Annotated in this window: 20 protein-coding genes; 14 read left to right on the top strand and 6 right to left on the bottom strand. The window is 60.5% G+C overall.

All coding sequences use genetic code 11. The features are described from left to right. The first annotated feature begins 2 nt into the window (after positions 1–2). The 5 genes from HGP17_RS23385 to HGP17_RS23365 all read left to right on the top strand — a co-directional run bounded on the left by HGP17_RS23385 (position 3) and on the right by HGP17_RS23365 (position 5,280). On the top strand, positions 3–1,181 hold the full coding sequence (locus HGP17_RS23385; RefSeq protein WP_168812846.1) for an acyl-CoA dehydrogenase family protein: 1,179 nt from the start codon (positions 3–5) through the stop codon (positions 1,179–1,181). 114 nt (positions 1,182–1,295) lie between these two features. Next, positions 1,296–2,477, top strand: a complete 1,182-nt coding sequence (locus HGP17_RS23380) for an acyl-CoA dehydrogenase (RefSeq protein ID WP_168812845.1) — start codon at positions 1,296–1,298, stop codon at positions 2,475–2,477. A gap of 8 nt (positions 2,478–2,485) precedes the next feature. Further along, a complete protein-coding gene (locus tag HGP17_RS23375; protein WP_168812844.1) occupies positions 2,486–2,917 on the top strand; it encodes a thioesterase family protein in 432 nt (143 codons plus the stop codon). Further along, on the top strand, positions 2,895–3,290 hold the full coding sequence (locus tag HGP17_RS23370; RefSeq protein ID WP_168812843.1) for a RidA family protein: 396 nt from the start codon (positions 2,895–2,897) through the stop codon (positions 3,288–3,290). Before HGP17_RS23375 ends, HGP17_RS23370 begins: the two co-directional genes overlap by 23 nt. A gap of 22 nt (positions 3,291–3,312) precedes the next feature. After that, positions 3,313–5,280 carry a 3-hydroxyacyl-CoA dehydrogenase NAD-binding domain-containing protein gene (locus HGP17_RS23365; RefSeq protein WP_168812842.1) on the top strand — a complete coding sequence of 656 codons (1,968 nt, stop codon included), beginning with the start codon at positions 3,313–3,315 and terminating at the stop codon, positions 5,278–5,280. A gap of 5 nt (positions 5,281–5,285) precedes the next feature. On the opposite strand, the gene HGP17_RS23360 is transcribed toward HGP17_RS23365, so the two are convergent. Continuing rightward, positions 5,286–6,497, bottom strand: a complete 1,212-nt coding sequence (locus HGP17_RS23360) for an adenylate/guanylate cyclase domain-containing protein (RefSeq protein ID WP_168812841.1) — start codon at positions 6,495–6,497, stop codon at positions 5,286–5,288. A 223-nt stretch (positions 6,498–6,720) separates the two neighbouring features. On the opposite strand from HGP17_RS23360, the gene HGP17_RS34050 reads away from it, so the two are divergent. From HGP17_RS34050 to HGP17_RS23345, 3 genes are all read left to right on the top strand, one after another. Beyond that, the gene (locus tag HGP17_RS34050; protein WP_168812840.1) at positions 6,721–6,888 is read left to right on the top strand and encodes a hypothetical protein; all 168 of its coding nucleotides are present in this window, start codon (positions 6,721–6,723) and stop codon (positions 6,886–6,888) included. A 112-nt stretch (positions 6,889–7,000) separates the two neighbouring features. Continuing rightward, positions 7,001–8,347 carry an LLM class flavin-dependent oxidoreductase gene (locus HGP17_RS23350; RefSeq protein WP_168812839.1) on the top strand — a complete coding sequence of 449 codons (1,347 nt, stop codon included), beginning with the start codon at positions 7,001–7,003 and terminating at the stop codon, positions 8,345–8,347. A gap of 23 nt (positions 8,348–8,370) precedes the next feature. Beyond that, positions 8,371–8,913, top strand: coding sequence for a hypothetical protein (locus tag HGP17_RS23345; protein ID WP_168812838.1), 543 nt, complete (start codon positions 8,371–8,373; stop codon positions 8,911–8,913). Between the two features lie 89 nt (positions 8,914–9,002). Here the strand turns inward: HGP17_RS23345 and HGP17_RS23340 are convergent, their stop codons facing one another. After that, complete coding sequence (locus HGP17_RS23340; RefSeq protein WP_168812837.1) at positions 9,003–9,431, bottom strand: OsmC family protein; 429 nt, start codon at positions 9,429–9,431, stop codon at positions 9,003–9,005. A gap of 151 nt (positions 9,432–9,582) precedes the next feature. On the opposite strand from HGP17_RS23340, the gene HGP17_RS23335 reads away from it, so the two are divergent. Next, on the top strand, positions 9,583–10,848 hold the full coding sequence (locus tag HGP17_RS23335) for a glycerate kinase (protein WP_168812836.1): 1,266 nt from the start codon (positions 9,583–9,585) through the stop codon (positions 10,846–10,848). Positions 10,849–10,860: 12 nt separating this feature from the next. On the opposite strand, the gene HGP17_RS23330 is transcribed toward HGP17_RS23335, so the two are convergent. Further along, positions 10,861–11,043 carry a hypothetical protein gene (locus HGP17_RS23330; RefSeq protein ID WP_168812835.1) on the bottom strand — a complete coding sequence of 61 codons (183 nt, stop codon included), beginning with the start codon at positions 11,041–11,043 and terminating at the stop codon, positions 10,861–10,863. A 268-nt stretch (positions 11,044–11,311) separates the two neighbouring features. Here HGP17_RS23330 and ggt point away from each other — a divergent pair, with 268 nt between their 5' ends. From ggt to HGP17_RS23315, 3 genes are all read left to right on the top strand, one after another. Next, complete coding sequence (gene ggt, locus HGP17_RS23325) at positions 11,312–13,054, top strand: gamma-glutamyltransferase (protein WP_168812834.1); 1,743 nt, start codon at positions 11,312–11,314, stop codon at positions 13,052–13,054. Between the two features lie 350 nt (positions 13,055–13,404). Then, positions 13,405–14,859: an MFS transporter gene (locus HGP17_RS23320; protein WP_168812833.1), complete on the top strand. Its 1,455-nt coding sequence runs from the start codon at positions 13,405–13,407 to the stop codon at positions 14,857–14,859. A gap of 127 nt (positions 14,860–14,986) precedes the next feature. Then, complete coding sequence (locus HGP17_RS23315) at positions 14,987–16,540, top strand: VOC family protein (protein ID WP_168812832.1); 1,554 nt, start codon at positions 14,987–14,989, stop codon at positions 16,538–16,540. A gap of 72 nt (positions 16,541–16,612) precedes the next feature. On the opposite strand, the gene HGP17_RS23310 is transcribed toward HGP17_RS23315, so the two are convergent. Further along, positions 16,613–17,890, bottom strand: a complete 1,278-nt coding sequence (locus tag HGP17_RS23310) for an L-fuconate dehydratase (protein WP_168812831.1) — start codon at positions 17,888–17,890, stop codon at positions 16,613–16,615. Between the two features lie 40 nt (positions 17,891–17,930). Then, complete coding sequence (locus tag HGP17_RS23305; protein ID WP_168812830.1) at positions 17,931–19,091, bottom strand: CaiB/BaiF CoA-transferase family protein; 1,161 nt, start codon at positions 19,089–19,091, stop codon at positions 17,931–17,933. 233 nt (positions 19,092–19,324) lie between these two features. Between HGP17_RS23305 and HGP17_RS23300 the strand changes: the two genes are divergently transcribed. After that, positions 19,325–19,738 carry a carboxymuconolactone decarboxylase family protein gene (locus HGP17_RS23300; protein ID WP_168812829.1) on the top strand — a complete coding sequence of 138 codons (414 nt, stop codon included), beginning with the start codon at positions 19,325–19,327 and terminating at the stop codon, positions 19,736–19,738. 57 nt (positions 19,739–19,795) lie between these two features. Here HGP17_RS23300 and HGP17_RS23295 read toward each other — a convergent pair whose 3' ends face one another. After that, positions 19,796–20,185 carry a hypothetical protein gene (locus HGP17_RS23295; RefSeq protein ID WP_168812828.1) on the bottom strand — a complete coding sequence of 130 codons (390 nt, stop codon included), beginning with the start codon at positions 20,183–20,185 and terminating at the stop codon, positions 19,796–19,798. A gap of 339 nt (positions 20,186–20,524) precedes the next feature. Here HGP17_RS23295 and HGP17_RS23290 point away from each other — a divergent pair, with 339 nt between their 5' ends. Then, on the top strand, positions 20,525–21,028 hold the full coding sequence (locus HGP17_RS23290; RefSeq protein WP_168812827.1) for a cupin domain-containing protein: 504 nt from the start codon (positions 20,525–20,527) through the stop codon (positions 21,026–21,028). Positions 21,029–21,200 lie beyond the last annotated feature (172 nt).

The following is a 21,200-nucleotide window of genomic DNA, read 5'->3' as shown; positions in this document are numbered from 1 at the left end:
CGATGTCGACGGTAAACAGCCTCCCCGGCCTGACCCGCGATCATCTGGATTGGCCCTTCTTCGAGGAGCGCCATCACCGCTTCGCCGCCGAGGTCGATGTTTTCGCAAAGTCCGGCGCCATGGCTTCGATCGATCACGCCGATGTCGATGGCGCGTGCCGCAAGCTAGTCAAAGCGCTGGGCGAAGCCGGGCTTCTGACCGCCGCAACCGGGTTCTCCGATAATGAACCGCTGGTCGATTCCCGCATGGTCTGCCTCGCCCGCGAAACGCTGGCCTGGCATGACGGCCTTGCCGATTTCGCCTTTGCCATGCAGGGCCTCGGCACCGGCGCGATCGGCCTTTCCGGCTCGTCCGAATTGCGCTCTGCCGTTCTGCCCAAGGTGCGCTCCGGCGATTGGCTTGCCGCTTTCGCTCTGTCGGAAAAGGATGCCGGCTCCGACGTGGCCGCCATGAGCTGCGCTGCCCGTCTCGACGGCAACCACTATGTCCTTGATGGCGAGAAGACCTGGATTTCCAATGGCGGCATCGCCGATGTCTACACCGTCTTTGCGCGCACCGGCGAAGCGCCTGGAACCCGCGGCATCTCTGCCTTCGTCGTCTTTGCCGACGATCCCGGCTTCTCGATTGCCGAACGTATTGAGGTCATCGCGCCGCATCCGCTGGCGACGATCCGTTTTGAGAACTGCCGCATTCCCGCGTCGCGCCGTCTCGGCGCAGCTGGCGAAGGCTTCAAGATCGCCATGCGCACGCTCGATATATTCCGCGCTTCGGTCGCCGCTGCTGCCCTCGGCTTTGCCCGCCGCGCAATGGATGAATCGCTGGCTCACGCACGCGCACGCCCGATGTTCGGGGCAGCCCTTGCCGACCTTCAGTTGACGCAGGCCGCCCTCGGCGATATGGCGACCGGCATCGACGCGGCGGCATTGCTCACCTATCGGGCGGCCTGGCGTCGAGACGTGCAGCGCTTGCCGACGACGCGCGAGGCAGCCATGGCCAAGATGACGGCAACGGAAACCGCGCAAAACGTCATCGACCGTGCCGTCCAGCTCTTTGGCGGGCGCGGCGTGAAGTCGGGCGAGATAACGGAAAAACTCTATCGGGAGATCCGCGCGCTTCGCATCTATGAAGGTGCGACCGAAGTTCAGAAACTCATCGTCGCGCGCGAACTTTTGAAGACCTAGAGCAATTCCAGGAAAAGTGCGAAGCGGTTTTCCGCCCGGAATTGCGTGAACAAAAAACTTGAGCGGTTCAGTGCTAACTGGAAACACTGAAACGCTCTAATGGGAGATACCAGCATGAGCCGCGAGATTTTCGACTGGGCCGACCCGTTCCGGCTGACGGAGCAGCTAAGCGACGACGAACGCATGGTGCTTGATACCGCGCATTCCTACGCGCAGGAAAAGCTCGCGCCACGCGTCCTCGAAGCCTTCCGCCATGAAAAGACCGATCCGGCGATCTTCCGCGAAATGGGTGAGCTCGGCCTGCTCGGCCCGACGATCTCCCCGGAATATGGCGGTGCTGGCCTCAGCTACGTCGCCTACGGCCTGATCGCCCGCGAAGTCGAACGCGTCGATAGCGGCTACCGCTCGATGATGAGCGTGCAATCCTCGCTCGTCATGGTGCCGATCGAGACCTTTGGCTCCGAAGAACAGAAGCAGAAGTACCTGCCGAAGCTCGCGACCGGCGAATGGATCGGCTGCTTCGGCCTCACCGAGCCGAACCACGGCTCCGATCCCGGCTCGATGGTCACCCGCGCAAAGAAGGTCGATGGCGGCTACAGCCTGACCGGCGCCAAGACCTGGATTTCGAATGCGCCGATCGCCGATGTCTTCGTCGTCTGGGCCAAGACCGAGGATGGCCTCATCCACGGCTTCATCCTCGAGAAGGGCTGGAAGGGCCTGTCTGCACCGGCCATCCACGGCAAGGTCGGCCTGCGTGCTTCCATCACCGGCGAAGTCGTCATGGACAATGTCTTCGTGCCCGAAGAAAACCTGATGCCGAACGTATCCGGCCTCAAGGGTCCCTTCACCTGCCTCAACTCCGCACGCTTCGGCATTGCCTGGGGTGCGCTCGGCGCCGCCGAGGATTGCTACGCCAAGGCGCGCCAATATGTGCTCGACCGCAAGCAGTTCGGACGTCCCCTTGCAGCCAACCAGCTGATCCAGAAAAAGCTTGCCGACATGGTGACGGAGATCACGCTCGGCCTGCAGGGCTGCCTGCGTCTCGGCCGCATGAAGGAAGAAGGCCATCCGCCTGTCGAGCTCACCTCCATCCTCAAGCGCAACAGCTGCGGCAAGGCGCTCGATATCGCGCGCGCTGCCCGCGACATGCTCGGTGGCAACGGCATCTCGGATGAGTTCGGCATCGCGCGCCATCTCGTCAACCTCGAAGTGGTCAACACCTATGAGGGCACGCACGACATCCACGCCCTCATTCTCGGCCGCGCCATCACAGGCATCGCCGCCTTTTCGAACTGAGGTCCGCTTTGGCATTCAAGACCACCAAACCCTTACGTTTCGGAGATTGCGATCCCTCTGGGATCGCCTATTTCCCATCGTATCTGAACATCCTCGTGGGGGTGCTGGAAGACTACTTCGCCTCGCTCGGCTTCCCCTGGAGGCGCTTGATCGACAACCGCCGCATCGGTGTCCCCACCGTGCGGCTCGATCTGACCTTCATGAAGCCGGGCCTGCAAGGCGACGAACTGGAATTCGTGCTTGTCGTCCGCGGCATCGGCCGTTCTTCGCTCGATCTGGAACATCAGGTTTCGGCGAACGGTCAGGTGCTTTGGACGGCCAAGCATCGCGTCGTCGCCACCTCGCTCGATAACAATCAATCATACGCATGGCCGGATGATATCCGCGCCGCGCTGACCTCTCATCTGGAGACGACCGATGCACACCATCCTGCAACCTGAAGGCTGGGCCAAGCCGATCGGCTATGCCAATGGCGTAGCGGCGACAGGCCGTACGGTGTTCGTCGGCGGTCAGGTCGGCTGGAATGCCGCCTGCGAATTCGAAAGCGACGATTTCGTCGAGCAGGTGCGCCAGACGCTGAAGAACGTCGTTGCCATCCTTGCTGAAGGCGGCGCCGAGCCGACCCACATTACCTCGATGACCTGGTATTTCATTGATAAAAAGGAATATCTCGGCAATCTGAAGGGTATCGGCCAGGCGTATCGCGAGATTATCGGCCGCCACTTCCCGGCCATGGCTGCGATGCAGGTCGTAGCACTCGTCGAAGATCGCGCCAAGATTGAGATCCAGGCAACCGCCGTCATCCCGGAATAAGATCGGACAGGCAGGGAATATCATGTCGGCATTGCGCTTTTCGGACACCATCTCGGCGGCGCTGACAGAAGCGATCCTCGTCGTCACCATAGACAACGCGCCCGTCAACGCGCTCTCGGCCAATGTCCGGGCCGGCCTGATGGCGGCACTTGATCATGCCGAAAAGAGTGAGGATGTCGCTGGAGTGGTCCTGACCGGTGCAGGCAACAGCTTCATCGGCGGCGCCGACATCAAGGAATTCGGCAAGCCACCGGTCGAGCCGCTGCTGCCCGAGGTCATCTCGCGCATCGAAGCTCTTGGGAAGCCGGTTGCCGCCGCGATCAACGGCGCAGCACTTGGCGGCGGCCTGGAAGTGGCGCTTGCCTGCCACCGCCGCCTTGCCGCGCCGACAGCAAAGCTCGGTCTCCCAGAAGTCAAGCTCGGCATCGTGCCGGGCGCCGGTGGTACGCAGCGACTGCCGCGGCTCATCGGCACCGCTGCCGCAATCGACCTGATCGCCAATGGCCGCATCATATCCGCGACTGAGGCAAAGACGCTTGGCATCGTCGATGGCGTATCCGGCGATGCGTTGCTCGCCGACACCATCGCCGATATCAAGACAACAAGCGCCGCCAGCCTGCGCTGCACCGGCGTTTTATCCGTGCCGTCGGAAGCGCTCGAAGCCATCGACAAGGCTGCAGCAGACGCATTGCGCAAAGCTCGTGGCCAGCGCGCGCCCGCTGAAGCCATCCGCCTCGTCCGCCTCGCGGCAACCACACCATTGCAAGAAGGATTGGCCGAGGAACGCCGCACCTTCATCGAACTTCGCGATAGCGAAGAGGCTGCCGCCCTGCGCCACGTCTTCTTCGCCGAACGCGCCGCCGGCAAGGTGGAGGGACTGGAGGCTATCGCTCCGCGCAAGATCGAAACCGTCGGCATCGTCGGTACGGGCCTGATGGGATCGGGTATTGCCGTCGCCGCACTCAACGGCGGCTACCGTGTCATCGGCGTCGAACAAAGCGCGCAAGCTGCCGAGAAGGGTCGCGACCGGATTGCCGGCCTGCTGGACAAGGCGGTGCAGACCGGACGTCTCGATGCCGCCGGGCTTGAGGACCGCCTGTCGCGACTGGCCGTCACTGCGGATATGCAGCAGTTGGCGGAGGCCGATATCGTCATCGAAGCCGTCTTCGACGATCTCACCGTCAAGACCGAATTGTTCCAGCACCTCGACACCATCGTGCGTGCCGACACGATCCTGGCGACCAATACGAGCTATCTCGACCCCAATGTGATCGCCAGCGCAACACAACGGCCAGAACGTATCGTCGGGCTGCATTTCTTCTCGCCGGCACACATCATGCGCCTTCTCGAAGTGGTGAACTGCAAGCAGACGGCGCCCGATGTGCTGGCAACCGCCCTCGCTTTGGCAAAAAGGCTGGGAAAGCTCCCAGTGGTCTCTGGCGTCACCGAAGGTTTCATCGGCAACAGCATCTTTTCAGCCTATCGCCGCGAGGCGGAATACATGATCGAGGACGGCGCTCTGCCGCATGAAATCGATGTGGCGTTGGAAACCTATGGTTTCCCGATGGGCCTATTCGCCGTCTACGACATGGCCGGTCTGGAAATCGCCTGGGCGCGTCGCAAGCGACAGGCCGCGAGCCGTCATCCGACGGAGCGCTATGTCGTCATTGCCGATCGCCTCTGCGAAGCCGGTCGCTTCGGTCAGAAGTCCGGCCGTGGCTGGTACGCTTATCCGGACGGCAAGCGCAGGATCGATCCCGAAGTCACAGCCATGATCGAAGCCGCCCGTGCGGAAAAGAACATTGCGCCGAAGCATTTCACCGCAGACGAGATCGTCGCCCGCCTGCTGAAGGCCATGGCCGACGAAGGCGAGACCCTGCTGTCGGGCGGCATCGCCGCGCGTGCCAGCGATATCGACCTCGTCATGATCAATGGCTATGGATTTCCTGCCAACAAGGGTGGCCCCATGTTCGCCGCCGGGCGCAGATAAAGCGTTTATGCAGCCGAAGAGAGCAGCGTAAACAACTCCTGCGGCCGGTTGACGCCGCGCAGCGCGTAACGACCGACGGACACGAGATCGTTGCTTCTGTTGCTCGACAACGCCTCGATGAAGTTCGACGACATCAGAATGTTGCGGTCGGCAGACCGGCACATCGAAGCGATACGGCTGACCTCGTTGACGGCCGGGCCAATAACGGTGAAATCCAGCCGGTCCATGCTGCCGATATTGCCATAGAAGACATCGCCGATATGCAGGCCGAGATAGACGTCTGTGACCGGCCTGCCCTCGATCTGCCGCTGCGAATTGAGATCGCGCAGTCGCTGACGCAGCAGCGATTCCGCCATCAGGGCGGCGGCGCAGGCATCTGCGGAATTCCGGGCCTTGAAAATCGCAAGCGTACCATCGCCGATCAGCTTCAGCACATTGCCGCCCGCCTCGTGGATCGAGGAGATGACGGCATCGGCATAAGCATTCAGCATGGGAATGATTTCATCCGGCTCGGCCGTATCCGAAATGCGGGTGTAGTTGGCCAGATCGGAGAACCATAGCGCCGCTGAGATCCGTTCGGTCTTGCCTCGCGTGATCTTGCCTTCAAGAACATGCCGGGCGGCATCTTCGCCGAGATAGACCTCGGCAATGGTGCGCGCAATGCGGCTCATGCCTGTGCACTTGATGGCCAGAGCCAGGGCCGGCGTCAGCTTGCGCAGCACACGCAAATCCTCGTCCGGAAACCCGATTTCGGCGGCCGTTGCGAAGTTGGAATAGAAGCAATCCATCTCGCCGATCGTGCCGCCTTCTTCAAAGCGATGCACCATGGCGATGTAATCGGTGTGTCCATCTGCCAGCAGCGTGTCGAGCCCGTAGAAATCAGCGGGATCGCCAAAACCAATGCGCCGCCGTACCTCGTCGCCACCCGTCGTCAACATATGATGAAAGGCTGAACGCAGCCAGTTTTCGGAGGCGATCCCCTGATGCGACGGACCATATTCGAACTCGCGCTCGACAACCCTGTTGCCATCCCAACGGAAGGCGCGGCCTTCATAAACAGGATGCAACGTATCCATAAGCGCCATCGCGCGGTCGAGGTTGAGACCATGCCGACGGCACTGCTCACAGAAACCGGCCAGGATATCCGCTTCCGCCATCCCCTTGAGACCGGCCTGCATGAGCCAGCTGGCAATTTCGCCAATGTCCTTCGCGTCCATGGATATCTCCTGACCCTCTAAAGGATTCGCTTTAGTACGAAACTGGAAGGCTTGGAATGCTGTAAGACGCAAAATAGCCCTGATGTAAGTAACGGATCGCCGCCTCTGTGGCACAGAAGCGGCGATTTGACACGTTCGAAGGATGGTCGCGGAGCCTCAGCCTTTCGCAATCCGCTCAAGCAGATCTACAGACCGATGCGTCGGAAAATCTCGCCATGGACCGATGAGCGACGCCATCAACGATTTCCGCCTCATCCTTAGAGGGATTTATATGGGTATGGCAGCGCCGGGTGCCAAATGGCATTTTGACTATATTGACAACAACATGCCTGCCGAACACAGCCACGCGGAAAACAGCCCGGATGAATATTCCATGAAAGCGATCAAATAAATGAAATCAGCTCTTTGAATGCGCGGGGTGCGCGCCTACGTCGTAGGGCATCATTCCGCTGGCGATGCCGTTTCGACGTTATGGCAGCCCCGCGATTTTCGAGAGAGAGCCGATGACCGAACAGAAGCAATTGAAGCTTGGCGCCTTCATGCGCCCCGTCAGCCTGCACACCGGAGCCTGGCGCTATCCCGGTGCCTATCCGGACGCCAACTTCAATTTCCAGCATATCAAGAGCTTCGCGCAAGAGCTGGAAAAGGCGAAGTTCGACGCCTTCTTCATGGCGGATCACCTTGCGGTTCTCAACATGCCGATCGAAGCGTTGAAGCGCAGCCAGACCGTCACCTCTTTCGAGCCCTTTACCCTGCTTTCGGCGCTTGCCGCCGTCACCGACAGGATCGGCCTCGTCGCCACCGCCTCCACCACCTTCGACCTGCCCTATCATATCGCCCGCCGCTTCGCCTCGCTCGATCACATCAGCGGCGGCCGCGCCGGCTGGAATATCGTCACCACATCCAATCCCGACGCCGCCCTGAACTTTGGCCTTGAAGAGCATCGGGAACACGGCGAGCGTTACCACCGCGCCCGCGAATTCTACGATGTCGTCACGGGCCTTTGGGATAGCTTCGCCGACGACGCTTTCCTTCCGGACCAAGACAGCGGCATCTTCTTCGATCCGGAGCGCATGCACGTGCTGGGGCACAAGGGCGAGGAGCTGAGCGTCCGTGGTCCCCTCAACATCGCCCGCCCGCCGCAGGGCTGGCCCGTCATCGTGCAGGCAGGGCAATCCGATGCCGGCCGCCAGCTCGCCGCGGAAACGGCAGAGGCGGTCTTCGCAGCACCTCGTAATCTCGCGGACGGCAAATCGATCTTTGCCGATATCAAGGGGCGGATGAAGGCGATAGGCCGTAACCCGGATCATCTGAAGATCCTGCCCGCCGCCTTCATCGTCGTCGGCGACACGATCGAGGAAGCAAAGGCGAAGCGCGCTAAGCTCGACAGTCTCGTCCACTACGATAGCGCCATCGCATCGCTCTCGATCGCGCTGGGGCACGATGCTTCGAAATTCGATCCGGATGGTCCGCTGCCGGAAACGCCGGAAACCAACGCCAGCAAGAGCGGGCGCGAACGCGTCATCGCTCTTGCAGAAGCCGAAAAGCTCACGGTGCGCCAGCTTGCCCAGCGCCTCGGCGGCTATGCCGGCCTCGCCTTCGTCGGCACGCCTGAAAGCATCGCCGACGAGATGGAGCAATGGCTGCACGAGGAAGGCTCCGATGGTTTCAACGTCGTCTTCCCGTTCCTGCCGCAGGGACTGCTTGACGTGACCACCCGCGTCGTTCCAGAGCTCCAGCGCCGTGGCATCTTCCGCCGCGACTACGAAGGCACGACATTGCGCGAACACCTCGGCCTGCCGCGCCCGGAAAACCGCTTCTTCCCGGCGACTGCTGCGGCAGCGCAATAAGAAAGCCAGTAAAAGAGACTGACATGAGCCATATCACGCCGATCGATTACGAAACCGCTTCGGACGCCGTGCGCGCCGAGCATGACCGCGAAGTGCAACTGCGCGGCCGTATGACGAACATGAAGCGGACATTGCTGCATTCGCCGGTCGCCCATCGCATCTATGCGGAATGGTTTCCCTTGCGCGAAGAGCTACACCCGGCATTGGACGACCGCGCCGTATGGCTGCTTTGCCATGCAATCGCGCTCGAATGCCGCTCGATCATTCCGGTCGGCTTTTTCCGCCGTGCGCTGATCAATGCCGGCCTGACACCCGAAACGATCGTGCCAACGGAGGACGAAGCCTTGCTCATCGAATTCGGCAAGGCAATTGTCAGGGATTCCAACGCAATTCCCGAAGAGATCTGGGCGCGGCTGAAAGCGCGCTACGACGAGCCGACGCTTGCCAACCTCGTCGCCTTCGCCGGCATCATGATCGCAACGGCGATCTACAACAACGCCGTGAAAGTGGACATCGATCCGGAGCTTGGGCCTTATCTTGAAGGCTTTGAGTTTCCGGCGAAATAACAAAAAGGCACCTACCCTAACCCTTCTCCCCGTCAAAACGGGAAGAAGGGGGCCGATAGGCCGGATGAGGGGCTATTCCGAACCCAAACTCACCCCGAAATCGTCGTCGAAAACTGAGGATTGCCGCGGATCGTGTTGCTGACGGTGCAGATCTCGTCTTCTGCGGCGTGCGCGATGGCGTTGCGGATTTCATCACTGAAATCACCCTTGATGGTGAAGGCGATGTTGAATTTCTCGACGCGGGAGAGGCCTTCGGTGGCCTTCTCGCCTGTGACGACGGCGGTGACTTCCGTGAGCTTGTCGAGCACGCCGAGACTGCTCGCCGCCATGCGGGCGCTCAAGACCAGGCAGGCGGACAGCGAAGAATAGAGCAGATCGAGCGGATTGAAACCGGGCTGCGACGGCGAGGTCACGATATCGATCTCTCCACCCGTCACGGTCGTTACATGCGGCAGACCGGTGCGGCCAACCGTGGCGGTGGCGCCCGTCTGCCTCGTCTTCACCTTGAGTTCGGCCATATCAAAAATCCTTGGAGCAGAAGTGTGAAACTCTTTTCTCCTACATAAGGATTGATCCGGCAGGACACAATTGCAGTTCTGACCCCTTGCGTCTTCGCGTGAGTTAAGCCACCAACTGGTTACAAGCTCACCGCAGGACAGGCAGTTTGATATGACCGTTTCCGATCCCCGCACCTTTCTCACATCGCTGTTCGACGCTGCCGTTCGTGCGGCCGATCCGCTGACCGGCATTCGCGCGCACCTGCCGCCGAAGCCGAAGGGACGCACGCTGGTCATCGGCGCCGGCAAGGGTTCGGCACAGATGGCCGCAGCACTCGAGCAATGCTGGGATGGCCCGCTGGAGGGCCTCGTGGTGACGCGATACGGCTTCTCCGCTCCCTGCCGTCACATCGAAATCATTGAAGCCTCCCATCCCGTGCCGGATGAGGCAGGGCTTGTTGCCTCGAAGCGCCTTCTGAAGCTGGTCGAAGGCCTCACCGAGGACGATCTGGTGATTGCCCTCATTTCCGGCGGCGGTTCTGCGCTGCTGCCATCACCCGCAGGCGGCCTGACGCTCGCCGACGAGATCGCCGTCAACAAGGCTTTACTCGCCTCCGGCGCGCCGATTTCGGCGATGAACGTCATTCGTAAGCATCTGTCGACGATCAAGGGTGGACGCCTTGCGGCTGCGGCCCACCCCGCCAAGGTCATCTCGCTCGTCGTCTCCGATATTCCCGGCGACGATCCCGCGCTCGTCGCTTCCGGCCCGACAGTGCCGGGTGCAGGTACCAGAAGCGAGGCGCTGGATCTCATTCGCCTCTATCGCATCGAGCTTCCTGCCGCCGTTCTTGCACATATCGAAAGGCAGGAGGCCGACGCACCTCGCCCGGACGATCCACGCTTTGCCTATAACGAGGTGCATCTCATCGCGTCGGCCGGTGTATCCCTGGAGGTGGCGGCCGAAGTCGCACGCGCAGCAGGCGTAGAGGCGGCGATCCTGTCAGACGCGATCGAGGGCGAGGCCCGCGAAGCCGCCCACACCCATGCGGCCATCGCTCGCGAAATACTCCATCGCAACCGCCCCTTTGCCAAGCCGATCGTGCTGCTTTCCGGCGGTGAAACGACGGTAACGCTGAAAGGCAAGGGCAAGGGCGGTCGGAATTCCGAATTCCTGTTATCGCTCGCAATCGACATTGACGGTCATGACGGTATTCATGCCATGGCGGCCGATACGGACGGCATCGATGGCAGCGAGGACAATGCGGGCGCCTTTGCGGATGCCGGCACCGTGGCCCGGCTGCGCGAAGCGGGCATGGTCCCCGCCGAAATGCTGGCAAACAATGATGCCTGGACGGCCTTTAACGGCATTGGCGATCTCTTCGTCCCTGGCCCGACGGGCACGAACGTCAACGACCTTCGCGCCATCCTGATCCTGTAGGTTGGCAATGGATCACAGATTGGCGGTGCAATCGTCGCACCGCCAATAGGCCGAGGCCATCGAGGACCAGCGAAGATAGTGGCGGCTGCAATGAAGGCACTCGATTTCGATAACGCGTGCCTTTTCAGCGATGATCAACGGCTTGATCTTCGGCTTGCGCTCGCTCTTCCACAATTCAAGCTTCGCGACGGCCATCCTACCCTCCACGCAATACCGCTGTGCGTCACAATCGCCATAAAGTAGAAATAACTAATAAAAAAACCATTACAGCAGCATGACGGGCGTGCTTTCGGCCTGTAAAATTGGCAGCCAGCGGGCGGTCCGAACCCGGGGAATTCGCAGCCGGCTCACATTGCAACGCAGCATCGAAAAACGCTGCTTTGGGCATCGCCATTTCCGTGCCAAGCACCATTTCAATGAGGGGCTCTTCGCTCAGACATAATAACGAGAGGGATCACTCATCATGCGCCACTTCCGCCAGCGGGCGATATCGTCGGCAACCCTTGTCACATTTGCTCTCTTTTCCGTCACCGCGAGAGCCGCCGCGCCGCCGCCAGTGGAAGCCGAGCACGGAATGGTCGTAACTGCGCAGCATCTGGCGACAGATGTCGGCGTAGAGGTGTTGAAGAGTGGCGGTAATGCCGTCGACGCGGCGGTTGCCGTCGGTTATGCGCTGGCGGTCGTCTATCCAACAGCCGGCAACATCGGCGGCGGCGGGTTCATGACCATCCGCCTGCGCGACGGACGGACGACGTTTCTTGACTTTCGCGAGCGCGCGCCGCTCGGCGCCACGAAAAACATGTATCTCGACGACAAGGGAAATGTGGTCAAGGGCGCGAGTACCGATGGCTATCTCGCCGTCGGCGTACCGGGCTCCGTCATGGGCTTCGAGACCGCTCGCGAGAAATACGGCACGAAATCGCGCCAGGATCTGATGGCACCGGCCATTCGCTACGCCAAGGAAGGCTTCACGCTGAACCAGGCCGATGCCGCCGAGCTGAACGAAAGCAAGGCTTGGCTTGCCCGCGACCCCGCCACCGCCTCGATCTTCACCAAGTCCGACGGCAAGCCTTTTGCAACTGGCGACAAGCTGACGCAGCCGGACCTTGGCAATGCGCTGTCAGGCATCTCGGATCAGGGGCCGGACGGATTCTATAAAGGCCCGGTTGCCAATGCCATCGTCAAGGCAAGCCATGACAAGGGCGGCGTTCTCGCGAACCAGGATTTCGAACAATACAAGGTACGTGAACTCGAGCCGGTGAAGTGCAATTACCGCGGCTATGAGATCATTTCCTCTCCACCACCCTCCTCCGGTGGTGTCATCATCTGCGAAATCCTCAACGTGCTCGAAGGTTATCCGCTTTCCTACACAGGCTATGCGTCGGCCGACACGGTTCATTTCATGGCCGAGGCCATGCGGTACGCCTATGTCGACCGCAACTCCGCCCTCGGAGACCCGGACTTCGTCGACAATCCCGTCAGCAAGCTGCTGGACAAGGACTATGCCAAAAAGATCCGCGACAGCATCGACCCCTATAAGGCCGGCGTATCCAAGGATCTGATGCCCAAGGGCCTCGGCGAAAGCCATGAGACCACGCATTATTCGATCATCGACAATGACGGCAACGCCGTTGCCGTCACCTATACGCTCAACGGGTCGTTCGGCGCCGGCGTCGTCGCACCCGGCACGGGCATCCTGCTCAACAACGAAATGGACGACTTCACCTCGAAGCCGGGCGTGCCGAACCTTTACGGCCTAGTGCAGGGCGAAGCCAATGCCATTCAGCCGAAGAAAACGCCGCTCTCGTCCATGAGCCCGACGATCATCGCCAAGGATGGCAAACCGTTCATGGTGATCGGCAGCCCCGGCGGTTCGCGCATCATCACCATTACGCTGGAAGCGATCATTAACGTCATCGATTTCGGCATGAACATCCAGGAAGCGATCGACGCACCGCGCATCCACCATCAATGGCTGCCGGACAAAATCTACACCGAGCCGCATGCGCTCTCACCCGATACGATCAAGCTTCTGACCGGCATGGGCTACAAGGTTCAGGTCGACAATGACTGGCCGATCTGGGGTCAGGCAGCAGGCATTCTGGTCGGCGGCAAGAGCCTGAGCGACATCGCCAAGGGCGGCGGCGCCCGCTATAACGGCGCCGTTGACAGCCGCGCCGGCTCGGGTCTCGCCGAAGGCTACTGAGCAGAACGACGTCTCTTTCGAGAATCAGGCCGGTGTCGCCATTGGCGACACCGGTTCCCACGAGCTAAATGCCTGACAAAACGAGCACATTATCTTACGCCGCAAAACCAAGCGTGAGCATTGGCGCAAGATATCGCCACCTTTCATTCACCCCATGTTCATCTGTTGGCGATTTTCGGGGTACGTGCGTCATTTTTTCCATTTCGATCAAGAAGTTTTGCGATTTCCGATATGGAAATCACGCGCGAGCGGGAGTATACAAGCGGCCGTTCAAATAGGCCTTCGCGCCATGACCAGACTTGCGGTTCTGTCTTAGGACCCCTCCGCACCATCGAGAGCGATTCCCGACAATGTCGGATCAGATTTTCCAGGCCGCCCCCGTTAGGCGGGCCGCACCGAATTTTCGTGTAGTAGCACTTATCGTAGCAAGTGCGATGTTCATGGAACAGCTAGACGCGACAGTGCTCGCAACAGCCCTTCCGACCATGGCAAGAGACTTCGGCGTCAGCGCGCCGGCCATGAGTATCTCGCTGACATCCTATCTCCTCAGCCTCGCGATCTTCATTCCCGCCAGCGGCGCCATTGCGGATCGCTTCGGATCGCGAACGGTCTTCCGCTCCGCCATCGCGGTTTTTGTGGTTGGCTCGCTTCTCTGCGCGCAAGCACCGAACCTGTTTTTCCTCGTGATCGCGCGTCTTCTGCAAGGTCTTGGCGGCGCAATGATGCTGCCGGTCGGGCGCCTGGTGCTGATGCGTAGCGTCGCCCGCAAGGACATGGTCAACGCCATGTCATGGCTGCTGATCCCGGCGCTCGTCGGCCCCATTCTCGGCCCCCCGGTCGGCGGCATGTTCGTCACCTATCTCGACTGGCGCTGGATCTTCTACATCAATGTGCCCATTGGGATCATCGGCTTCATTCTCGTGACCATGTTCATCGAGGAGGTAAAGGGACCGCGCACAGGCCGGTTCGACCTTTCGGGCTTCATCCTCTCAGGCATTTCGCTGGGATCACTGCTCTTCGGCTTCGAAATGTCGAGCCGCGAAGGCGAAGGCTATCTTGCCATTTTTCTGGTCTCGATCGGCCTGCTCTTTGGCATCGCCTATCTGCGTCATGCCCGCAAGCATCCCTCGCCGATCATGGATTTTTCGCTGATGAAGGTGCCGACGTTCCGCACGTCGGTCATTGCCGGCTCGCTGACGCGCATCAGCCAGGGCGCCCATCCCTTCCTGATCCCGCTGATGCTGCAACTCGGCTTCGGCCTGTCGGCCGCTGCCGCCGGCCAGATCGCCATTGCGACCGCACTCGGCTCCATGGCGATGAAGCCGTTCCAGGTGCGTATCCTGCGCACGCTCGGCTTCCGCACCGCGCTCATCATCTTCGGCCTCATCGGCACGCTCGGCTACGGCCTGTGCTCCATCTTCAAGCCGGATTGGCCGCTGCCCGTCATCTTCGTGATCCTGTTCTTCTGCGGCTTCTTCATGTCGTTCCAGTTCACGGCCTACAACACGATCGCCTATGACGAGATCGAGCGTGACCGCATGAGCATCGCGACGAGCTTCTACTCGACGTTCCAGCAGCTCATGCTTTCGCTCGGCATCTGCATCGCGGCCCTTGCCCTGCATGGCTCGACGCAGTTTCTTGGCCATGGAAAGCCCGAGATGGCCGATTTCTCCGTCGCCTTCGTCGTCGTAACGGCCATTGCGCTTCTCGCGGTCATCTGGAACGCCAGCTTCTCGCGCACCGCCGGCTCGGAAATCAGCGGCCATCGCCGCAAATCGCCAGAGGATAGCCTCGGCGAGCATTGATACTCGCCGCAGGTCAACTCACGTAATAGCTATTTTGTGAACAGTGCCTTCATAAAGACCGCATTGCATTGAACAATGGCCACGACCTAAATAGCGACCAGAACGAAATCAACGTCTGGAGCATCCCATGGTCGCCGGTATTCATCACATCACGCTCATCACCCGCAAGGTTCAGGCGAATGTCGATTTCTACGTCGGCTTCCTGGGCCTGCGTCTCGTCAAACGCACCGGCGGCTTTGAGGATGCGACACAGCTGCACCTCATGTATGGCGACGCCAAGGGCTCGCCCGGCTCGCTGATCACCTTTCTCGTCTGGGAGGATGGTTCGCCCGGCCGCGCCGGCGTCGGCCAGGTCGGCGAAATCTCGCTCGCGATCGATCCCGCAAGCATCGGGTTCTGGCTGACACGTGCCCTGAGCGCCGGTCTCAAGCCGGAAGGCCCTTCCGAAGAATTCGGTGAGCCTGTCCTTCGGCTGAAGGACCCGGATGGCGTTATCGTCAAGCTCGTCGGGACCAATGCCCTCCAGGCAACGGCTCCGTGGACGACCGACGGAATCCCGCAGGAGCATGCGATCCGGCGCATCCGAGGCGCGACGCTGTTCAGCGAAACACCTGAGGAAACGCAGGCGATCCTGGTCGATCACTTCGATTACCAATCGCTCGCCACCATCGGCGCCATCACCCGGCTCGTCTCGCAGCCCGGTGATATCCTCGACATCCGCGATGCACGCGGTTTCTGGACAAGCGCCCCGGGTACAGGCACGGTCGATCACGTCGCGTTTCGCGCCGAGGACGATACGGAGCTGCAGTCGGTTCGCACCGCACTGCAGGAGGTCAATTCGTGGCCAACAGCGATGCATGATCGCAAGTATTTCCGCTCGCTCTACATCCGCGAACCCGGTCGTATCCTGTTCGAGCTCGCGACCGATGCGCCCGGCATGTTGATCGATGAGGATGAGGCAACGCTTGGCACGCGCCTGTTTGCTCCCGACGATAGCCCGAAGCTTCTGGCTAAGCTGAACGTGATCCTGCCACAGTTCTCCATGCCCGGCGAACCGCGCGTCATCTATCGCGATCTGCCCTTCATCCATCGCTTCTTCACGCCGGAGCGGCCGAACGGGAATGTCTTCGTGCTGCTGCATGGCTCCGGTGCCAACGAAACGACGATGCTGCCGCTCGGCCATGCGATCGACCCCGACGCAACGCTGCTTTCGGTGCGCGGCCGCGCGCTGGAGGAAGGTCCACCACGCTGGTTCCGTCGCAATGGTCCGATGACCTTCGATCAGGCCGATATCGCCAGCGAGGCCGAAGCCTTCAGCGCCTTCATCGACGGCGCGATCCATGCATATGGGCTCGATCCGGATCGCATCGTCTATATCGGCTATTCGAACGGCGCCAACCTGCTGAACGCCATGCTGTCGCTGCATCCGCATCTCATCCGCCGCGCGGTGCTGCTGCGCTCGATGGCCGTGCTCGAAAATCCACCGGCGGCTGACATGTCCGATGCCGATGTGCTGGTGATCGCCGGCGAAAAGGATCTGTACGGGCCATATGCCCAGCCTCTGACGGAACGCCTGCGTGATGGCGGCGCAAAGGTCGAACTGGCAACGGTGCCGGGCGGCCACGAGTTTGACGATGCAGATGCGCCGGTTGTTCGGGCGTGGCTGAACAAATCTGCCTGACATGGACTCGATGAGCTGAACAAAAAAAGCCCGCTATCTGGCGGGCTTTTGCTTTGGTGGATACGGGCTGGCTCAGCCCTTAAACGTGTATTCCGAAATCGATTCCGGCTTCATCTCGATCGAGAAGCCCGGCAGGCTCGGCGGCATGTAGGCTGCGTCGCGGATGATGCAGGGGTCGATGAAATGCTCGTGCAGATGATCGACATACTCGATGACGCGGCCATCCTTCGTGCCTGAGACTGCGATATAGTCGATCATCGACAGGTGCTGCACATATTCGCAAAGGCCGACGCCGCCGGCATGCGGCCAGACCGGCAGCCCATACTTGGCGGCGATCAGCAGCACGGCGAGAACTTCGTTGAGGCCGCCCATGCGGCAGGAATCGATCTGCACGATGTCGATCGCGCCCTCGGCGATGAACTGCTTGAACATGATGCGGTTCTGGCACATCTCGCCGGTCGCGACCTTCACCGGGCCGATGGCCTGACGGATCTTGCGGTGTCCGGCGACATCGTCCGGGCTTGTGGGTTCTTCGATGAAGAACGGCTTGGCGAAGGCGAGCTTCTTCACCCAGTCGATCGCCTGATTGACTTCCCAGACCTGGTTGGCGTCGATCATCAGGTAACGGTCGGGACCGATGACTTCGCGGGCAATCGTCAGGCGGCGGATATCGTCTTCGAGGTCGCGGCCGACCTTCATCTTCACATGGTTGAAGCCGGCGTCGATCGCCTCCTGGCACAGGCGGCGCAGCTTGGCGTCGTCATAGCCGAGCCAGCCGGCAGACGTGGTGTAGCAGGCATAGCCCTCGCGCTCGAGCGTGGCGATGCGGTCGGCCTTGCCGGCTTCGGCCTTCTTCAGAATGGCAACAGCCTCGTCGCGGGTCAGCACGTCGGTGAGATAGCGATAGTCGACAATATCGGCGATCTGCTCGGCGTCCATCTCCGAAACCAGGCGCCAGACCGGCTTGCCGGCTTCCTTGGCAAGCAGATCCCAGACCGCATTGACGACGGCCCCGGTTGCCAGATGCATCGCGCCCTTTTCCGGGCCGATCCAGCGCAGCTGGCTGTCGCTGGTCAGATGCCGCCAATACTTGCCGGGGTTTTCCAGAACAGTTGCAAGCTCCGTGCCGACGACCAGATGCCGCATCGCCTCGATTGCCATGCAGCAGATGTCATTGCCACGGCCGATGGTGAAGGTCAGCCCGTGACCGGCAAGGCCGGGCTTGTCGGTATCGAGGATAACATAGGCCGCCGAATAATCCGGGTCCGGATTCATCGCGTCCGAACCGTCAAGGCTTTGCGATGTCGGGAAGCGCAAATCGAAAACGCGAAGATTGGTGATGCGCGTCATTGGAAAACTCCTTCTATATCCATCGCGGCCTCTCGACCTCCTAACCGAGGTCGAACTCCTCCCAGAGCGCCGCATTATGCTCGCCAACGTGCGGGGCCGCACGCTCGAATTTCGGCCGCTGCCCATCGATGCGGATGGGCGAGCGGGTGGTATGCAGGCTGACGCCATCATCGCGCCCGACCGTCTGCAACATGTCGAGAACACGAAAACCGTCGCTGCCCAGAAGCTCCTGCCAATTCAACACCCTAGCGCACCAGATGTCGGCAGGCTCGAGTATCCCAAGCCAGTCGTCGACATTGCGGGTGGCGATGCGCGCGGCGATCAGTGCCTTGATCTCATCTCGCGCCGTGAACCAGCTCTTCGGGTCGTCACGGTAAGGTGCAAGCTCATCCATGCCAAGCAGATCGGCGAGTTTCGAAATCGGCGTCATGGCGATGGCAAGATAGCCATCGGCGGCGGGATAGACGCCATAGGGCGCGGAAAGATAGGCGTGGGCGCTGCGGACATGAGAGCGCTCCGGCAGCTTGTTGCCGCTGTTCATATGCACGCTCAGCACCTCGACCTGTAGATCGACCAGCGCCTCGAGCAGACTGGTTTCCACCAAGCCGCCCTCACCCGTCACGCCGCGACGCACCAGCGCTGCGAGGATACCCTGAGCTGCCGCCGCGCCCGCCAGCATATCGCCGATCGCAAGGCCGAAAGGCACAGGACCTTGCCCCTCGTCGCCGTTCAGCCACATGACGCCGGAGCGCGATTGAGCAAGAAGGTCCTGCCCCGGTCGCGAAACCCATGGCCCCTCTTCGCCATAGCCGCTGATCGAGCAATAGACGAGGCGCGGGTTGAGCTTGCATGCCGCTTCGTAGTCCAGACCCAGCCGCTCGATCACGCCGGGGCGAAAATTCTGGATCAGCACATCGGCCTTGGAGATCAGCTTGCGCAGCGCGCCCATGTCACGCTCGTTCTTCAGATCGACCGCCAAGCTCTCCTTGGAGCGGTTGATCGCGTGAAAAATCGTCGAATCACCGCTCTCGTGGTCGCTGAGATAGAGCCCGCGCGAAAGATCGCCGCCGCCGGGACGCTCGATCTTGATAACCCTGGCACCCAGATCCATCAGTCGCAGCGAACAATAGGGACCGGACAGGAACTGGCTCATGTCGACAACCACCAGCCCGGCCAGCGGCAAGTCCTTCTTCAGTGCCATCGATACCCCTGCTCCCCTGACGTCAGCTCAGACAAAACGCTTCGATTTCCCCGGCGAATAGGATCATCACCAATGGTCGCGCCAGCCTCAGTTTTCTTATGTGAATAGTATTTTCACATATGGATGACATTTGCAATCGAAAAGAGGGCGTGGATTTGCTCGCAGGCGGCTCAGTGCCGCCGCAAAGTGCGCTATGCTTGACCACAAACGGGATCGCTCAAAGGAGTTGCGGCATGTCGACGGTGAAGTTGTTCAGCGATGCGGAGGCGGAGGCAATCCCGGCGGTCAAGGCGGTATTCGATGATATCCGGGCCACGCGGAAGTCCGATTTCGTCAACAATTTCTGGCGCGGCCTTGCCAACGACCCCGCCCTGCTCAAGCGCACCTGGGAAGGGCTGAAAGCCGTCATGATGGCCGAAGGCGCGCTCGATCCGCTGGTGCGCGAAATGATCTATATCGCCGTCTCGACGGCCAACGGCTGCACCTACTGCGTCCACTCGCATACAGCAGCGGCCAAGGCGAAAGGCATGACGGAAGCGCAGCATGGAGAGCTGCTGGCCGTCATTGGCTTGGCGGGACAGACGAACCACCTCGTGACGGCCATGCAGCTGCCGGTCGACCCGGAATTTGACGTAAACCGGTCGTAGAAACACAAAAGGCCCGCGGGCGACTGCCGGCGGGCCTTAGATCATTGGTTCCGCGTTTTAGCGGTCGGATTTTTCCGTAACCTGAACCTCTGCGGCAATGGCCGCCATGCTGACGCCGTTATTGACGACAAGCAGCCTCTTGCGAACTAGAACGCCCATGACGCGCGCTGCGGTCGAGAATGTCATCGTGTCAAGCGGACCTTCGCCTTCCCAAGGCTTGGTCAACCGCTCGGTCACAGCCGAGACAATATTGTTGGGCACGATGTCTGTGCATTCACGCATGGCTTCGAAAACGACACTCAAAGGAATGATTCGTCCTTCGAACGTGACGATCGGTTCTGTTACTTCGCTGTCCCATTCCTCGAAAGCGTAAAGCGCCTCGCGGAAAAGCTGTTGCAGAGTGATGGGGGCATGACCCTCATGAAGGGGCGGCAAGGCATTCGACATGTCTGTCTCCTTTCAATTGGAAGTCGGGCGCATAATATGAGAATAATAGGTCTCCTCGGAGACCCGGCGCTGCTTCTTCAGTTTGGCGCGCCCTGAACGCAGTCCATGGGGGCAAGCGGCGCGGCAAACCATCTCGTGACCGGCGCAACGCAGGACACACACAAAATGTTCCCACCGGTCATTTAACTTGATCAAGTCTATAGATTAATCACGACTTGAAAAGCCACTTTGATATTTTTCTGCATTTCCCTTTATTTTTGAATGACTTCGCGTAGACTGACAACACGCATCCGAGCCGGAAGGCGTGCGAATCCCCTGCGAAGCAGCGAAAGGAAGACCATGTGCGGCGATCATGAAAACGGGCATGACCATGGGCACGATCACGCTCATGAACCGATCGATTGGCGCGAGCACGGCATCAAGATCATTCCGGGGAACGCCTTGGACCCGAATACGGCACAGACGCCAGGCATGAACCGGGCGACCGCGATCAACAACGCCCGCGCCGGTGCCGAAAAGATCTGGGCCGGCACGGTCACGATCCACGCCAACGCCAAGACCGGCGCTCACCATCACGGCGATCTTGAAAGCATCATCTATGTCGTCAAGGGCAAGGCGCGGATGCGCTGGGGCGATAATCTGGAATTCGTTGCCGAAGCCGGCCCCGGCGACTTCATCTTCGTGCCGCCCTATGTGCCGCATCAGGAGATCAACGCCAGCCGCGATGAAACGCTGGAATGCGTTCTGGTCCGGTCCGGGCAGGAGCCGGTCGTCGTCAATCTCGATATCGAGCCGATCGAGAAACCGGAAGAGGTTCTCTGGAAGGATCCGATCCACCGCTGAGGTGATTAATCTTTAAGCAGACGCCCGCTTTGCCGCATAAGTAATCTATGGTATTTATAGAAAATTAGTCTGCTCTTTTGCGTTGCACCGAAAAGAGTTTTCAGAAGTGCGAGGCGCGGCGCATGATCCTGCTTGGCGCAACGAATGCGCGTCTGAAATGATCCAACCGTCA

The sequence above is a fragment of the Rhizobium sp. P38BS-XIX genome, from assembly GCF_012641435.1.
Lineage (GTDB): Bacteria > Pseudomonadota > Alphaproteobacteria > Rhizobiales > Rhizobiaceae > Rhizobium.
Note: the sequence above shows the minus strand (reverse complement) of the source record. Positions and strands in the feature narration are given on the sequence as shown.

Coding starts and splice junctions, on each gene's coding strand:
- HGP17_RS23385 (WP_168812846.1), top strand. CDS start 3: ATGTCGACGGTAAACAGCCTCCCCGGCCTGACCCGCGATCATCTGGAT.
- HGP17_RS23380 (WP_168812845.1), top strand. CDS start 1,296: ATGAGCCGCGAGATTTTCGACTGGGCCGACCCGTTCCGGCTGACGGAG.
- HGP17_RS23370 (WP_168812843.1), top strand. CDS start 2,895: ATGCACACCATCCTGCAACCTGAAGGCTGGGCCAAGCCGATCGGCTAT.
- HGP17_RS23365 (WP_168812842.1), top strand. CDS start 3,313: ATGTCGGCATTGCGCTTTTCGGACACCATCTCGGCGGCGCTGACAGAA.
- HGP17_RS23360 (WP_168812841.1), bottom strand. CDS start 6,497: ATGGACGCGAAGGACATTGGCGAAATTGCCAGCTGGCTCATGCAGGCC.
- HGP17_RS34050 (WP_168812840.1), top strand. CDS start 6,721: ATGAGCGACGCCATCAACGATTTCCGCCTCATCCTTAGAGGGATTTAT.
- HGP17_RS23350 (WP_168812839.1), top strand. CDS start 7,001: ATGACCGAACAGAAGCAATTGAAGCTTGGCGCCTTCATGCGCCCCGTC.
- HGP17_RS23345 (WP_168812838.1), top strand. CDS start 8,371: ATGAGCCATATCACGCCGATCGATTACGAAACCGCTTCGGACGCCGTG.
- HGP17_RS23340 (WP_168812837.1), bottom strand. CDS start 9,431: ATGGCCGAACTCAAGGTGAAGACGAGGCAGACGGGCGCCACCGCCACG.
- HGP17_RS23335 (WP_168812836.1), top strand. CDS start 9,583: ATGACCGTTTCCGATCCCCGCACCTTTCTCACATCGCTGTTCGACGCT.
- HGP17_RS23330 (WP_168812835.1), bottom strand. CDS start 11,043: ATGGCCGTCGCGAAGCTTGAATTGTGGAAGAGCGAGCGCAAGCCGAAG.
- ggt (WP_168812834.1), top strand. CDS start 11,312: ATGCGCCACTTCCGCCAGCGGGCGATATCGTCGGCAACCCTTGTCACA.
- HGP17_RS23320 (WP_168812833.1), top strand. CDS start 13,405: ATGTCGGATCAGATTTTCCAGGCCGCCCCCGTTAGGCGGGCCGCACCG.
- HGP17_RS23315 (WP_168812832.1), top strand. CDS start 14,987: ATGGTCGCCGGTATTCATCACATCACGCTCATCACCCGCAAGGTTCAG.
- HGP17_RS23310 (WP_168812831.1), bottom strand. CDS start 17,890: ATGACGCGCATCACCAATCTTCGCGTTTTCGATTTGCGCTTCCCGACA.
- HGP17_RS23305 (WP_168812830.1), bottom strand. CDS start 19,091: ATGGCACTGAAGAAGGACTTGCCGCTGGCCGGGCTGGTGGTTGTCGAC.
- HGP17_RS23300 (WP_168812829.1), top strand. CDS start 19,325: ATGTCGACGGTGAAGTTGTTCAGCGATGCGGAGGCGGAGGCAATCCCG.
- HGP17_RS23295 (WP_168812828.1), bottom strand. CDS start 20,185: ATGTCGAATGCCTTGCCGCCCCTTCATGAGGGTCATGCCCCCATCACT.
- HGP17_RS23290 (WP_168812827.1), top strand. CDS start 20,525: ATGTGCGGCGATCATGAAAACGGGCATGACCATGGGCACGATCACGCT.